We start from the raw sequence: 14,139 nt of genomic DNA on the forward strand, positions 1-14,139 counted from the left end.
CCGGCCTGTCACGCCGGGGGTCGCGGGTTCGAGTCCCGTCCACTCCGCCACTTATTAGAGAAGCCCTGCTAGCAATAGCAGGGCTTTTTTACATTTGAAGAAAAGTGTTTGTTGTTAGGTTTTATGAGTGCTGTAATACCAATTAAAGTAAAAATGTGATCTAGTTAAGATTGATGAATTATTGTGAAATTTAGCCATGGATAGCCTTAATAACACTGACTTCAAAAAGCTTGCGAGCCAGCAAAAAACCATTCAGATGAAGATGCGTTTACTTGCGCTCGCACACTTTAAAGACGGCCTCTCTCGTACACAAATTGCAAAATCTCTCAAAGTCAGTCGAACCAGTGTCAATAAATGGGTTCGGATTTTTTTTGAAGAAGGCCTAGAAGGACTTCAAGAAAAACCTCGGACTGGTAGGCCTGCATACCTCACCGATGAGCAGCGGGCTCAACTCAGTGCCTTCATAAAAAAAGAAGCTGAATCACCTTCTGGTGGCCGCCTTGTTGGAAGCGATATACATGACTACATCGTTAAACACTTTGACAAGCACTACCACCCTAATTCCATCTATTATCTCCTCGACCACATGGGTTTTTCTTGGATAACTTCTCGTTCCAAACACCCTAAACAATCACAGCAAATACAAGACGATTTTAAAAAAATTCCAAATCGAAACGATCCTTAAGATCCCCGGCCATATTGGGCTAGAGAGTGTTGATGTCTGGTTTCAAGACGAAGCTAGGTTTGGTCAGCAGAACACAACAACACGTCTTTGGGCTACTCGTGGAACGAGACCTCGCGTAGTAAAACAGCAGCAATTTGAATACGCTTATTTGTTTGGCTCAGTGTGCCCATCGAGAGGGATTGGTGAGGCAATGGTCGTCCCTTGGGTTAACAAAGACATCATGATAAACCATCTAGAGCAGATATCTAAAGTCACAGAAAAAGACCGTCATTCAGTGGTAATAATGGATGGCGCAGGATGGCATACCGATGATATTGCTAACCCATTTGATAATGTCAGTATTATCAAATTGCCGCCATACTCACCAGAGCTTAACCCTATAGAGCAAGTGTGGAGTTGGTTAAGGCAACACTATCTAGCAAACCAAAACTTCATTGATTATAACGATATTGTTTCGAAGGTCTGTAGCGCTTGGAATGGATTTCTTGAGTGCAAAGATCGCGTCACAAAAATGTGTACAAGAGATTGGATTGACCTGATCAGTTAATTTTCCGGATTGGTATGAGTCTTATTATTCGTCTCAGAGTTTGTAGAGGCGCTTTACGTTGATCACGAGCTCTGATATTCCGACACTTATTATTAAGCTCTGCTCTCTCTAGCAGCGCTTGATTACGTAAGTTTATACTTGTGGCTATTGGTTCGTTGATTAACTTTTCCTGAGCGTCTTGAGAGCTCTATCTCCTACTAATTTGAACTGGCTGATAAAGATGCCTCGTTTCTAATAACAAGGTTTTGTTGGTCGGTAACTCTTGCTATATCCCTTCTACTTAATAGATGAATCTACAGGCAGTTACGTGAACTCCCCGGTTATAACGGTTTATAGTTGGAACATTGATGTCTATTTAATTGTTAATTCAGCGTGATTTAAAGTGGGTATCTGTCTGCGGGTAAATATCTTTAAACGCCTTCTTTCAAGGTGAGACTCATTTAATCTTGGGCTTAAAGGTGTCACTTTTCTCTATGGCTCTTCCTGAGTCTCTTCTCTGGGGTTGTTTATAAGAATGGTAAAACTACGTACAGACATAATTAAAGTCGTTCTCCGTCTGTTTGAGAGGCCCGATTGAGCAATTTCATGATTAGTTGGTTTGGTAGCATTGGATGGGTAGGGTTCGAGGCGTTTGGTTTATAGGTATTGTAGAAGTTATCTAGGGATAAGTAACAGATACAAAAAAGCCGATGTTAGACATCGGCTTAGTTTGAGTCACTTTGAATTAAGCGGGTTGAACTAGAGCGAGCGCTTTACGAGAAACCTCGTGAGCTGCTTTTGTTAAGTTTTGCTTCTCTAGGGCGTCAGATAGATATCCGTAATCTGAAACATTTGAGCGAAGTGCTAGGGCTTTTTCGAAGTGGCTTTGTGCTTCCGCCCACTTCTGCTCTCTTAAGTAGAACTGAGCCAGAGCGCTGTGTGCTTCGGCATTACCACTGTCTTTACTGATTGCACGTTCTAGCATGACCACTACTGGGTGGTGATCGGCTAGATTCAACTCTGGAAGCAACATGTAGAGCTCATTTGAACCACTCTTCGCAATGTTCTCTTTGATCACTGTGAACGCTTCTGAGTCAGCTTTGCGAGCGATCAGTTGCTTCACAAAGCAAGATACAAGGTGCGAACTTTGTTTCTGCTTTCTTGAAAGCTTGTTCCAATGGCTGATTAAACCTTCGCTACCTTGTTGTTGAGCTACATCATGAAGTAATCCACATTGTGCTTTCTGTTCTAATTCACGTTGCTCATCAGCTGTTAGAAGTTTGTTCTTAACTAATTTAGGCGTTAACTCTAGCAATGGCTGCCATAACTTCAGTTGCAAGTAAGTGGCTTTTAACAGGCCAAGTACAGCAGTGTTATTAGGGTATGTGCCTTTTAGGGTAGAAAGTGTATCGAATGCAGCTTCGTAGTTTGACTCGCTGATTTGCTGTTTAGCTTTAGTTAGCTCAACCGCCAGTAGAGAGTCGTCCTGTTGGCTAGCAAGCTCGATGTACTTATCACGCTCACTCGTATTACCTTGTTCGTGCGCCGCTTGAGAAGCGACTAAATAACAAAGTAGAGGCATGTCGTGATGGTTAGCCCAACGTGTTACCTTCTTCTCAGCGCCTTTCCAGTCACCTTCAAGCAGCTTGATGATGCCTTCATTGGTATAACGACGAGAGCGTTTCAATTTACGAACACTGAACCAATTCCAAGTTGTCGAGCTCGCGTACATAAGCTTTTTAAATAGGTACTCTAAGCCGAATAGAGCCGCTAGAAGAGCGATGACGAAGATAACCAGTGTTGTCACGCTCATCTCAATGGTCTTATTCGCAATTGAGATCAGAACGTAGCCTTGTTGACCAGAGAACTGAGTACCAACAATTAACCCAGCACCTAGAACGAGAAAAAGAAAAATCCAACGAATCATTATTTTTCCTCCGTGGTCATAACGGTGACTTCACGACGTAGGCGCTCACGTATCACATCTGACAACTCATTTTGAGACTCAAGCTTTACAGGGTATTTCACAGAGATGTTCTGTTCACTTAGCTGTTTAATCGCTTTCTCAAATTCAATCACTGAGTTGTTATCTTGATTTAGATAAGCTTTCGACCACTCGTTAGCGGTATTAAGAGCTGCGCTATAGAGTTCACCTTGTTCTTTGTAGACGGCGCGAATCGCGGTTTCTAATTTACCTTTGATGTTTTCACGCAGGTAGAAGTGCTGTTCTGGTGATAGTAGAGGGATAACTTCGCCATCACGACTGCGGAATGTGATGAAGTTTTCTGAGAAGTCTTTCATCGACGTCATCAGGTTGTTCTGCCAATCATTAATATCTTGCGATACCGCTTTTTTCTCAACAGCCGCAGCTTCTGGAAGAATCGCATTGGCAAGCGGCAGTGTATCGACTTGCTGTTGCAGGCTTGTGATACGCAGAACTAAGCCGTCACGGTCGATCAGAGGAATAGTGCGAAGCTTGGTAATGTCATTGGTCATTGATTGACGCAGTGATACTAAGCTCGGGTCATTCAGTGCTGCGATACGTTGATCGGCACTTTCCATTAACTTGGTTGCACTAACGGCATCATGCTCTAGGAACAGTTTACGTCCTGCTAGTTTCACAAGGTAATCGGCTTCAGCAAGTAACCAGTCATTTGGGCGGCGACCTTTCACGTCAGCCACTGCTAACTGCAAACTTTGAATGCTCTTCTGCTGTTGAGACTGTACGACCTGAGTTTTCTCCACCGCGTGTGACGCTTCTTGGATAGTCTCTTGCTTGATGGTTTGTAGGTCTTTATTTACTGCAGATTGGGTATTTTGCAGTTGTGCTTGAAGAGCGGCGATTTGAGCCGAGTACTCAGCGCTCTTTTGCTGCATTTGAAATGCGATACCGCCACTGAAGATAATTGAAATAGCGATCGCAATAGCGCCTAGTTTGACACCGCGCTTACCTTGCTTTTCTGCTTTCTCTATTTGCTCTTTATGCTCAGCTTGAGGCTGCTCATTTTTAGCGGTATTTGAAGCAGAGGCATCAAGCTTCTGTTCAGGTTGTTTTGTCTCTGTAGAGTCAGCTTTTTCGTTTTCAACAACTACTGGCTGAGTATCTTGTTTCTTTTCAGGTTCAATATGCTCATTATTTTTTTTGCTTGTCATGCTTATTTCCTGTTTCTAGCTAAGGCCGGAGAGCAGCCAGTAATATTTGGTTCGTAGCACTGTGAGTATTGGTCACATTCGAGAAGCCGAGTTGTTGTGCTCGTTCTACAATGCGCTGGCTTGGGACAAATAGATGTCTTGTTGAAAGCCAAGCCAAATACTCATCAGGGGTAATTGAGCAGAGATACTCCAATTGTTCCTGACTAGTGATGACAACTTTGGACGTTTTTTTGTTTATCCATGTTTGATAGGTATTGTGGTCGCTAATAGGAATATATTCTCTACGGTAGGTCTCACAATAAGAGACTTGTGCACCTCGATTGAGTAGAGAATCCCTAATGAGCTCACGCCCACCTTTGCCACGTAGTATCAAAATGGACTTATTTTCTACGCCATTAAGTTCAGTAAGTTTAAGAAGATGTTCACTATCACTAACTTGAGGATAGTTTACTTTTTGTTTACAGACTTTGCTTAAAACGTGCGCAGTTTTTTGACCAACGCCAAGATAAAGCGGCGAAGTAGGCCAAATGGATGAGGTTTTTGAAAGGATGCTTTGGGCAGCCGCCACGGCATGGTGACTGACTGCAATAATGATATCGCTGTTATTAAGCTGGGTGCTTAAATCCGCAGAGTTGGGATTATCCACGATACGAATCAGCGGATGATGGATTGCTTGAATCCCTTCATCCGCTAGTTGTTGGCAAAGCGATTGTCCCTCTGAACCGGGACGAGTCACCAACACTGTCATGATTATTCTTGGTCAACGTAGAGCTTGGTTAAGATTTCTCTCGCGCCATCATCCAGCAATTGATTTGCCAGAGTCACGCCAAGTGCTTCTGCATCTTTGCGAGGGCCAGAGATCTCACCACGAACCATCTTAGAACCGTCCGGTTCACCAACTAATGCACGTAGCCAGATGTTTTCGCCATCTAATAATGAGTAGCTGCCGATAGGAACCTGACAGCCACCTTCTAGGGTAAGGTTCATTGCACGTTCGCACAGTACACGATCAGCCGTGTCTTTATGATTCAGTGGTTCAAGGAGTTTAATCAGACGCTCGTCATCAAGGCGACACTCAATACCAACAGCGCCTTGGCCAACAGCAGGGAGAGACTGCTCTGGTTCGATGAAGCTACGAATACGCTCTTCTAGCTCTAGACGTTTAAGACCTGCAGCAGCCAGTACGATCGCATCGTATTGACCATCATCGAGTTTACCTAGACGAGTACCAACGTTGCCGCGCAGCTCTTTGATGATCAGATCTGGGCGGTATTCTAACAGTTGGCATTGGCGACGCAGACTGCACGTACCCACGACAGCACCTTGTGGGAGTTCGTCGATGTTGTTGTAAGTGTTTGATACGAAAGCGTCACGCGGATCTTCGCGCTCACAAATTGTTACCAGACCTAGACCTTCAGGGAAGTCGACAGGTACATCTTTCATTGAGTGAACCGCTAGGTCAGCACGACCTTCTAGCATGGCTACTTCAAGTTCTTTAACGAACAGTCCTTTACCACCCACTTTAGCAAGCGGAGTGTCTAGGATGATGTCACCTTTGGTCACCATAGTTACCAACTCAACCTCTAAACCAGGGTGAGCAGCTTGCAGTGCATCCCTTACAAAGTATGCCTGCCAAAGGGCAAGAGGGCTTTTTCTGGTCGCGATACGGATTGGTGCTGAATTTGTCATGGTGTTTCCGATATAGGTTCTGTAATAGCCTAATCCTACCATTATGAGGCGAGAATTCTTACTGTTTGATCATTCCATACTTTGATAGCTGAGAGATTTTCATGAGTTCACCAAAATAGTGTGATTGGTATCTCATTTGAAACATGGGCTATTATTAGAAGTAGTCAATAAAGAGGACACTACGACGCCGTGAGTTTAACTTTCTGTCATCAAGGAATTGACCAGTATGACGGGTTCCTTTGCTTTACCATTAAGGGTAAAAGTGTTAAATTGATCACGTTTTGTTGCTCCTTTCGTTCAGTAACTAAACAGAACTGCACTTAACCTCAAACCAAGGACTTACCTTGCAGGCTTACACTCAAACTTTGATTCAACGATTAGACAATCTAAATCAGCAGCGCATTGATCGTGCGTTGGCGTTGATGAATGTGCAAGGCCAGCGAGTATTCAACCTTATTCCCGCACTGCTTCACTTCAATCACCCGATGATGCCTGGTTATTATGACCAACAAGTTCCTTTTGGAATTCGTAGCTTCACGCTTAATGAATTCCAAAAGCAATTTGTCTCTGATACCGAATTAACGCTGGGTGGCAAACTCACCGAAGCTGATGAACCTGCAATCCTTGGCTTGTACACCATGGGTAGTACTTCTTCTATTGGTCAAAGCACTTCAAGTGATCTTGATATCTGGGTGTGTGTTTCCCCGGATATGGATGGCGCATCTCGCGATAGCCTAACCAACAAGTGTCTCTTGATTACTGATTGGGCTGAAACCTTAGGGGTTGAAGCGAACTTCTTCTTGATGGATGAAGAGCGTTTCCGTTCGAACCATTCAGAAGAGATGACAGGCGATAACTGTGGTTCTTCACAGCATTTATTACTGCTTGATGAGTTCTATCGCTCTGCGGTTCGTTTAGCTGGTCAGCGTTTGTTGTGGCAAATCATTCCGCCAGAAATGGAAGAGTGTTACGACGAGTATGTTCAAGGTTTGTGTCAGGATGGTTATCTTGATTGCTCGCAGTGGATCGATTTCGGCAAGCTGAATCGTATTCCCGCTGAAGAGTACTTTGGTTCAAACCTGTGGCAGCTCTATAAGAGTATCGACTCACCGTATAAATCGGTTTTGAAGGCGATCCTGTTAGAGGCCTATTCGTGGGAATACCCAAACACCCAACTGCTGAGTATTGATACCAAGCGCCGCTTCTTTGCGGATGAACCGGATCTGTATGGCATGGATAGTTACTATCTGATGCTTGAAAAGGTAACGCGCTATCTAGAACGCATTAACGACCACACTCGATTGGACTTGGTAAGACGCTGTTTTTATCTTAAGACCCACGAGAAGCTGTCACGAGATGCGGGCATTGGTTCTGTTGCGTGGCGTCGTGAAGCCTTGACTGAGATGACTAAGTCTTGGAATTGGGGACATGAAACCATTGCTGAGCTCGATAACCGCCGTAACTGGAAGGTTGAGCAGGTTAAAGTGGTGCACCATGCACTGCTTGATGCCTTGATGCTGAGCTACCGTAATCTGATTCAATTTGCGCGTCGTAACGACATCACTTCGGCAATCAGCCCACAAGATATCAGTATCTTGGCACGTAAGCTTTACGCTGCGTTTGAGGTATTGCCAGGTAAAGTGACACTGCTGAACCCACAAATCTCTCCGGATCTGCATGAACCCGACTTGAGCTTCATCGAAGTTCGTCAGGGTCAGTCGAATAAAGCAGGTTGGTACTTGTATAAGCAGCCACTGGTTGCACACCGCATTCTTGGTCAGCCTTCTCTAGAGCACCATGAGTACTTGAGTAAGTTGGTAGCATGGTCGTTTTTTAATGGCTTGATTACCGAGTCGACACGTTTGCACTCTGTGGTACGTGACGCTCACATCGATATCGATAAGTTCTATCAAATGGTGAGCGACCTGCGTAATACGTTTTCTTTGCGTAAGCGTCGCCCAAGTATGCAAGCACTGGCGAGCCCGTGTGAGATAAGCCAGCTAGCGATGTTCATCAACTTTGAAAATGACCCGACGTCTGAATTAAGTGGTCGTGCATTAAAAGTGGACCTCAAGAACGCCGATATCTTCAGCTTTGGTGAGGAAGGTAAGAGCTTAGTCGGCAGTGTCGACTTAGTTTATCGTAACTCTTGGCATGAAGTACGTACGCTGCATTTCCAAGGTGATACGGCAATGCTGGATGCGCTGAAGACGGTACTTGGCAAAATGCACCAAGATGCTTTACCGCCAGAATCGGTTGATGTGTTCTGTTACAGCAAAAACCTGCGTGGTGTGATGCGTAACATGGTGTATCAACTGCTTGCTGAGTGTATCGATTTACGATTGAAACCGATTGAACCCGAGAAGCGCCGCCGCTTTAAGGCTATTCGTTTAGCTAATAAGATGTTTGGTCTGTTCTTCGAACGTCGTGGTGTGTCGGTACAGATGTTGGAAAACTCGGTCGATTTCTACCGTAGCATCTCAACCAATAAGCTCAAAGGCTCACCTTTACTGATGCTCGATAAAGAGCAAGAGTATCAGCTACCAGAAGTGGTGGATGGTTTTGCGAGTGAGGGCTTGATTCAGTTCTTTTTCGAAGATACCGACAAAGGCTTCAATATTTATGTATTGGACGAGTCGAACCAAGTTGAGGTCTACCACCAGTACAGCGGTGAAAAAGATGAGATGATCGCGAGCGTGAATTCTTTCTACACATCGGTAAAAGATGAGTCGAAGATGTCGTCTAAGTTGATTAACTTTAACCTACCTCAGTACTACCAAATCGTTCATCCTGAAGAAGGCAATTCTTACGTTGTGCCTTATCGTAACGATGCAACTTTAGCTTCTCGGAGCTCAAAGATAGTCAACATCTAGTCTTACTAAGCCCGATTGATATTGAAAAAGGAGTGATTGATTCACTCCTTTTTAGTTTTGCTTACAAATGATTAGACCCAATAGATCGCTTCACCTGCGTGCTTCACGCATTCTTCTTTAACCATCTCAAACAGCTCCATGCCCGTCTTTGAACATGTCCACTTGTCGTCAACTAGCTTGAAGTGAAAGCCACCAGATTTAGACGCTAACCAGATTTCTTTCATTGGTTCTTGGCGGTTAATGATGATTTGGCTGCGGTTCTCAAACTCCAGCGTCATCACGTTACCAGTCACTTCGTAATCAATATCTGCCTCTGATTCATCGATAGCTTCTTCGATGTTTTGCATCTGTATATCGACCAGCTGATGAAATTCAGTCTCGTTCATCCTTTCTATCCTATTGCTTTTCCTGAGTGTGGTGCGATTATAGGGGGCATTGAGTTAATAATCACGATATGCAAAATGAAAAAATTAATTGCTGCTCTATTTATGATGTCCGTTATTGGACTTTCTGGTTGTGGTCAAACGGGTCCTTTGTACGATCCTGATGAAGTTCAGCAAACCGAACAATCACAATAAGTGAAAACACGCAGAAATCGTTATTTATAAGGGATAAGAACTTTGGATTACTTCAACTATCAGGAAGATGGCCAGCTTTGGGCTGAGGACGTCGCACTTTCACAACTAGCAGAGCAATATGGTACACCGCTGTATGTATATTCTCGTGCAACATTAGAACGCCACTGGAATGCGTTTGATTCATCGGTTGGTGAGCATCCGCACTTGGTGTGTTATGCCGTTAAAGCTAACTCAAACCTTGGCGTGTTGAATACTTTGGCTCGTTTGGGCTCTGGCTTCGATATCGTTTCTGGCGGTGAGCTAGAGCGTGTGGTTGCTGCCGGTGGCGATCCAGCAAAAGTTGTATTCTCTGGTGTCGGTAAAACAGCCGCTGAAATGAAGCGTGCGCTTGAGTTGAACATTAAGTGTTTCAACGTAGAGTCTGAACCAGAACTAGAGCGACTGAATAAAGTAGCTGGTGAGCTTGGTGTTAAAGCGCCGATTTCACTGCGTATCAACCCAGACGTTGATGCGAACACTCACCCTTATATCTCTACTGGTCTGCGTGATAACAAGTTTGGTATCGCTTTCGACCGTGCTCCTGCTGTCTATGAGTTTGCAAAAACACTCGATAACTTGTCTATCCATGGTATTGATTGCCACATTGGTTCTCAGTTAACGGATATCGAACCTTTCATCGATGCAACCGATCGCCTGCTTGCGCTGATCGACCAGCTACGTGCTAACGGTATCAACATCAAACACCTTGATGTCGGTGGTGGTTTGGGTGTGGTTTATCGTGATGAATTACCACCACAGCCTTCTGACTACGCGAAAGCCTTATTGGCTCGCCTAGACAATCATTCTGATCTAGAGCTGATTTTCGAGCCTGGAAGAGCGATTGCTGCTAACGCTGGTGTATTATTAACGAAAGTCGAGTTCCTCAAGCCAACAGAGCACAAGAACTTTGCCATCATCGATGCAGCAATGAACGACCTAATGCGCCCAGCACTTTATCAAGCTTGGCAGGATATTGTTCCTGTTAGCCCTCGTCAGGGTGAAGCTGTGACTTACGATTTGGTTGGCCCAATCTGTGAGACAGGCGATTTCCTAGGTAAAGATCGTGACCTTGTTCTTGAAGAAGGTGATCTGCTAGCAGTTCGTTCAGCGGGTGCTTATGGCTTCGCGATGTCATCTAACTACAACACTCGTTCGCGTGCGGCTGAAGTGATGGTGGATGGCGATAAAACTCACTTGGTTCGTCAGCGTGAAGAGCTTACGAGTCTGTGGGAACTTGAAAACATTCTTCCGGAGTAATTTTAAGCGTTATGCACTTCCACTTTTCTAAAATGCATGGTTTGGGCAATGATTTCATGGTCGTGGACTGCATTACTCAAAATATTTTCTTTTCTCCAGATTTGATCCGTCGTTTGGCGGATCGTCACACTGGTGTGGGCTTTGATCAGCTACTTGTGGTTGAGGCTCCCTATGATCCAGAAACTGATTTCCATTACCGCATATTCAATGCGGATGGCAGTGAAGTGGAGCAGTGTGGCAATGGTGCACGTTGTTTTGCACGATTCGTTCGCATGAAAGGCTTAACGAATAAGTACAGCATCAACGTGAGTACCAAGAAAGGTAAAATGGTTCTCAAGATTGAAGAGAATGACCTGATCACGGTGAACATGGGCATTCCTGAGTTCGAACCCGGCAAGATTCCATTCAAGGCCAAGCAGCCAGAGAAGACGTATATCCTAAGAACGGATGTACACACCTTATTCTGTGGTGCGGTAAGCATGGGTAACCCACATGTGGTTACCGTGGTTGATGACGTCGACACGGCTGATGTGGACACCTTAGGCCCACTACTTGAATCACATGAACGTTTCCCTGAGCGTGTTAATGCTGGCTTTATGCAGGTCGTTAACCGTGAAGAAGTTCGTCTACGTGTTTACGAACGCGGCGCGGGTGAAACTCAGGCATGTGGCAGCGGAGCGTGTGGCGCAGTTGCAGTGGGTATCACTCAAGGCTTACTGGCTGAGAATGTGAAGGTTCGTCTACCAGGCGGTGACTTACACATTAGCTGGCAAGGCCCGGGTAAACCTCTGTTTATGACCGGCCCTGCAACGCATGTGTTTGATGGTCAACTTTCTTGCTAATAACGACCCAAAACAAATATATTCATAAAAATAAAGGATAGGTTTTGTCTTACGTTGAAGCCGACGCACTCACCGCAGAAGTGGTCGCGGAATATTTACGTGATAACCCAGATTTTTTCCAAGACCGAAAAGATTTGGTTGATCGCCTTGCTATCAATAACGTTGAGCAGGGCGCTGTTTCTCTGGTTGAGGTTCAGCTTAAACGCCAACGTCATCGAATCGAAGAGCTTGAAGAAGAGATCACTGGCTTGATGTCGTTGGCAGCAAATAACGATAAAACCTTCTATGAGTTTATGGATCTGCAAGCGCAAGTGCTGAAATGCAGTGACTTCATGCAGGTGATAAAAGCCGTTGAACAAAAAGCGTTAGATCTTGGGCTTAAGGCTCATGTTCGTATTCTTTCGCAATCTGGCTTTTATCAGTTGAGTGCTGAGGGTTACTCTAAGTTTTCGCTTAACCATTTCAATGGCAAAGATGCTTATCTTGGACGCTTGAGAAAAGCCGACAGACACGATTTGTTTGGTGATTATCCAGTTCCAGAGCTAGGCTCTTATGTAGTACTACCGCTTGCTAAGCAGTCTCCATTGGGTTTGCTCGCCTTTTCTAGTGAAGATGGCGGACATTTCCAACCCCATATGGATACGCTCTTTTTACGCCATTTAGCACTTGTTGTCGCTCATTTGGCGGACACCTTACCTTGGCAGATAAATAATGAGCCTAGAGCCCAAAATACCTCTTCCTAACAGCCTTCAAAAGCCACTTTCTCGCTTCTATGAATATCTCCGAAGCGAGAAGGGACTCAGCCTACACACCCAACGTAATTACAAACAACAACTTGAAACCATGGCCGGTCATTTAGTCACTCTAGGGCTAAAGGATTGGGGGCAAGTCGATGCGGCGTGGGTCAGACAACTGGCCAGTAAAGGCATGCGTGAGGGAATGAAAGCGAGCAGCATTGCAACGCGCTTATCGTCACTGCGCAGCTTCTTTGATTTCCTTGTGTTGCGTGGCGAAATGACCGCCAATCCAGCCAAAGGTGTCTCTGCACCTCGCAAACAACGCCCTTTGCCTAAAAACCTCGATGTTGATGAAGTGGGTCAACTGCTTGATGTGAATGAGGACGATCCATTGTCGATTCGTGATCGAGCGATGATGGAGGTGATGTATGGTGCTGGATTACGACTGGCAGAACTGGTCGGCATCAATCTGAAAGATGTGTTGGGTCGACAAGGCGAAATCCGAGTGATTGGTAAAGGCGACAAAGAACGCAAAGCGCCTTTTTCTGGTTTAGCTAAAGAGTGGGTCGATAAATGGCTCAAAGTTCGTGGTGAATTGGCTTCACCGGGTGAAACCGCGCTGTTTGTCTCTAAGCTCGGGACTCGTATCTCTCACCGCAGCGTGCAAAAGCGCATGGAAGAGTGGGGCAAGAAGCAATCTGTCGCGAGCCACATCAGCCCGCATAAACTGCGTCACTCCTTTGCAACGCATGTGCTGGAATCGAGCCAAAATCTTCGTGCTGTGCAAGAGTTGCTTGGCCATGAAAACATCTCGACGACCCAAGTGTATACCCACTTAGATTTCCAACACTTAGCACAAGCTTATGATCAGGCTCACCCGAGAGCTCGTAAGAAGAATAAAGATTAGATTAAAGGGTTTACTATGCGAATTTATCGAGGGTTAAAGCCCATCAAAGCCATGACCTTTGACTTGGATGACACCCTGTATGACAACTGGCCTGTGATCATGAAGGTTGAGAAAGAGATGGCACAGTGGCTTTATCAAAAGCACCCAGTGTCGGCTTCTTTATCGCTTGAAGAGTGGCAGGGCATTAAGCAGCAAGTCGCATCTGAAAACCCAGCTTTGAAACATGATGTCACCGTGTGGCGTGAAACTCAGATTAAGAGTGGTTTGCTGCAATTGGGTTACTCTCTGCAGCAAGCAGAGCAAGCGGCTCGAGAGGGCATTGAGCATGCCTTGTGGTTGCGTAATCAAGTCGATGTCCCTCAAGAAACGCATCGAGTGATGACTGAACTTAGCCAACGTATTCCTCTGGTTGCGATTACCAATGGCAATGTCGATCCACACAAAATTGGCTTAGGGCTGTACTTTCAATTAATCCTTAAAGCCGGCCCTGATGGCAGAGCAAAACCCTATCCAGATATGTTTGAAAAAGCTCAGCAACACCTAGGTTGTGACGCTGAGAATATTCTTCATGTTGGCGATCACCTCAAAACGGATGTCTATGGAGCCAAGCAAAATGGCTTCCAAGCGTGCTGGTTTAATGACACTGGTTCCAATTTATACCGCTCCCCGAAGGCGAGTGTGCTCCCTGATGTTGAAATAGGCCAACTTAGCGATCTTATGCGACTAATTTAATGGCTCGGTAAGCTTATTGTGTCGCATTTATGCTATTGAATTGTTACATTGGTCGCCTATAAAAGCCTGATTAGGCTAGGATAATTGGCGACTACTTTTTATCGATTCATTTCAGTCATAG

Annotated in this window: 13 protein-coding genes; 8 read left to right on the forward strand and 5 right to left on the reverse strand. The window is 45.1% G+C overall.

Going from position 1 to position 14,139, the window contains the following annotated elements; genetic code table 11:
- Positions 1 to 196 precede the first annotated feature (196 nt).
- A protein-coding gene (locus tag A136_RS22045; RefSeq protein WP_102394396.1) for an IS630 family transposase occupies positions 197 to 1,232 on the forward strand; the annotation gives its coding sequence in 2 pieces (ribosomal slippage) (positions 197 to 655 and positions 657 to 1,232; 1,035 coding nt in all).
- A 724-nt stretch (positions 1,233 to 1,956) separates the two neighbouring features.
- On the opposite strand, the gene A136_RS01270 is transcribed toward A136_RS22045, so the two are convergent.
- The 4 genes from A136_RS01270 to hemC are packed head-to-tail and all read right to left on the reverse strand — an operon-like array spanning position 1,957 to position 6,053.
- Positions 1,957 to 3,138 (reverse strand): heme biosynthesis protein HemY, encoded by a 1,182-nt coding sequence (locus A136_RS01270; protein ID WP_017063752.1) that lies wholly within the window; start codon positions 3,136 to 3,138, stop codon positions 1,957 to 1,959.
- Positions 3,138 to 4,364, reverse strand: a complete 1,227-nt coding sequence (locus tag A136_RS01275) for a uroporphyrinogen-III C-methyltransferase (protein WP_017063753.1) — start codon at positions 4,362 to 4,364, stop codon at positions 3,138 to 3,140. The genes A136_RS01270 and A136_RS01275 overlap by 1 nt, the downstream gene beginning before the upstream one ends.
- 19 nt (positions 4,365 to 4,383) lie before the next feature.
- On the reverse strand, positions 4,384 to 5,112 hold the full coding sequence (locus tag A136_RS01280; protein ID WP_017063754.1) for a uroporphyrinogen-III synthase: 729 nt from the start codon (positions 5,110 to 5,112) through the stop codon (positions 4,384 to 4,386).
- Between the two features lie 2 nt (positions 5,113 to 5,114).
- On the reverse strand, positions 5,115 to 6,053 hold the full coding sequence (gene hemC / locus A136_RS01285; protein WP_017061008.1) for a hydroxymethylbilane synthase: 939 nt from the start codon (positions 6,051 to 6,053) through the stop codon (positions 5,115 to 5,117).
- Between the two features lie 344 nt (positions 6,054 to 6,397).
- Between hemC and A136_RS01290 the strand changes: the two genes are divergently transcribed.
- Entirely contained in the window at positions 6,398 to 8,926 is a 2,529-nt protein-coding gene (locus A136_RS01290; protein ID WP_017063755.1) for a class I adenylate cyclase, read from the forward strand.
- A 71-nt stretch (positions 8,927 to 8,997) separates the two neighbouring features.
- On the opposite strand, the gene cyaY is transcribed toward A136_RS01290, so the two are convergent.
- Complete coding sequence (cyaY, locus tag A136_RS01295) at positions 8,998 to 9,312, reverse strand: iron donor protein CyaY (protein WP_017063756.1); 315 nt, start codon at positions 9,310 to 9,312, stop codon at positions 8,998 to 9,000.
- Positions 9,313 to 9,387: 75 nt separating this feature from the next.
- Between cyaY and lptM the strand changes: the two genes are divergently transcribed.
- The 6 genes from lptM to yigB are packed head-to-tail and all read left to right on the forward strand — an operon-like array spanning position 9,388 to position 14,018.
- Positions 9,388 to 9,504 (forward strand): LPS translocon maturation chaperone LptM, encoded by a 117-nt coding sequence (lptM, locus tag A136_RS23205; RefSeq protein WP_017063757.1) that lies wholly within the window; start codon positions 9,388 to 9,390, stop codon positions 9,502 to 9,504.
- Positions 9,505 to 9,546: 42 nt separating this feature from the next.
- Positions 9,547 to 10,800, forward strand: a complete 1,254-nt coding sequence (gene lysA / locus A136_RS01305; RefSeq protein ID WP_017061012.1) for a diaminopimelate decarboxylase — start codon at positions 9,547 to 9,549, stop codon at positions 10,798 to 10,800.
- A gap of 11 nt (positions 10,801 to 10,811) precedes the next feature.
- Positions 10,812 to 11,642, forward strand: a complete 831-nt coding sequence (gene dapF / locus A136_RS01310; RefSeq protein WP_017061013.1) for a diaminopimelate epimerase — start codon at positions 10,812 to 10,814, stop codon at positions 11,640 to 11,642.
- 44 nt (positions 11,643 to 11,686) lie between these two features.
- Complete coding sequence (locus A136_RS01315; protein WP_017061014.1) at positions 11,687 to 12,385, forward strand: DUF484 family protein; 699 nt, start codon at positions 11,687 to 11,689, stop codon at positions 12,383 to 12,385.
- On the forward strand, positions 12,354 to 13,286 hold the full coding sequence (gene xerC, locus A136_RS01320) for a tyrosine recombinase XerC (RefSeq protein ID WP_017061015.1): 933 nt from the start codon (positions 12,354 to 12,356) through the stop codon (positions 13,284 to 13,286). The genes A136_RS01315 and xerC overlap by 32 nt, the downstream gene beginning before the upstream one ends.
- 15 nt (positions 13,287 to 13,301) lie before the next feature.
- Positions 13,302 to 14,018, forward strand: coding sequence for a 5-amino-6-(5-phospho-D-ribitylamino)uracil phosphatase YigB (yigB, locus tag A136_RS01325; RefSeq protein ID WP_017063758.1), 717 nt, complete (start codon positions 13,302 to 13,304; stop codon positions 14,016 to 14,018).
- The last annotated feature ends 121 nt before the right edge of the window (positions 14,019 to 14,139 follow it).

It is taken from the genome of Vibrio crassostreae 9ZC13, assembly GCF_000272045.2.
Taxonomy (GTDB): domain Bacteria; phylum Pseudomonadota; class Gammaproteobacteria; order Enterobacterales; family Vibrionaceae; genus Vibrio; species Vibrio crassostreae_C.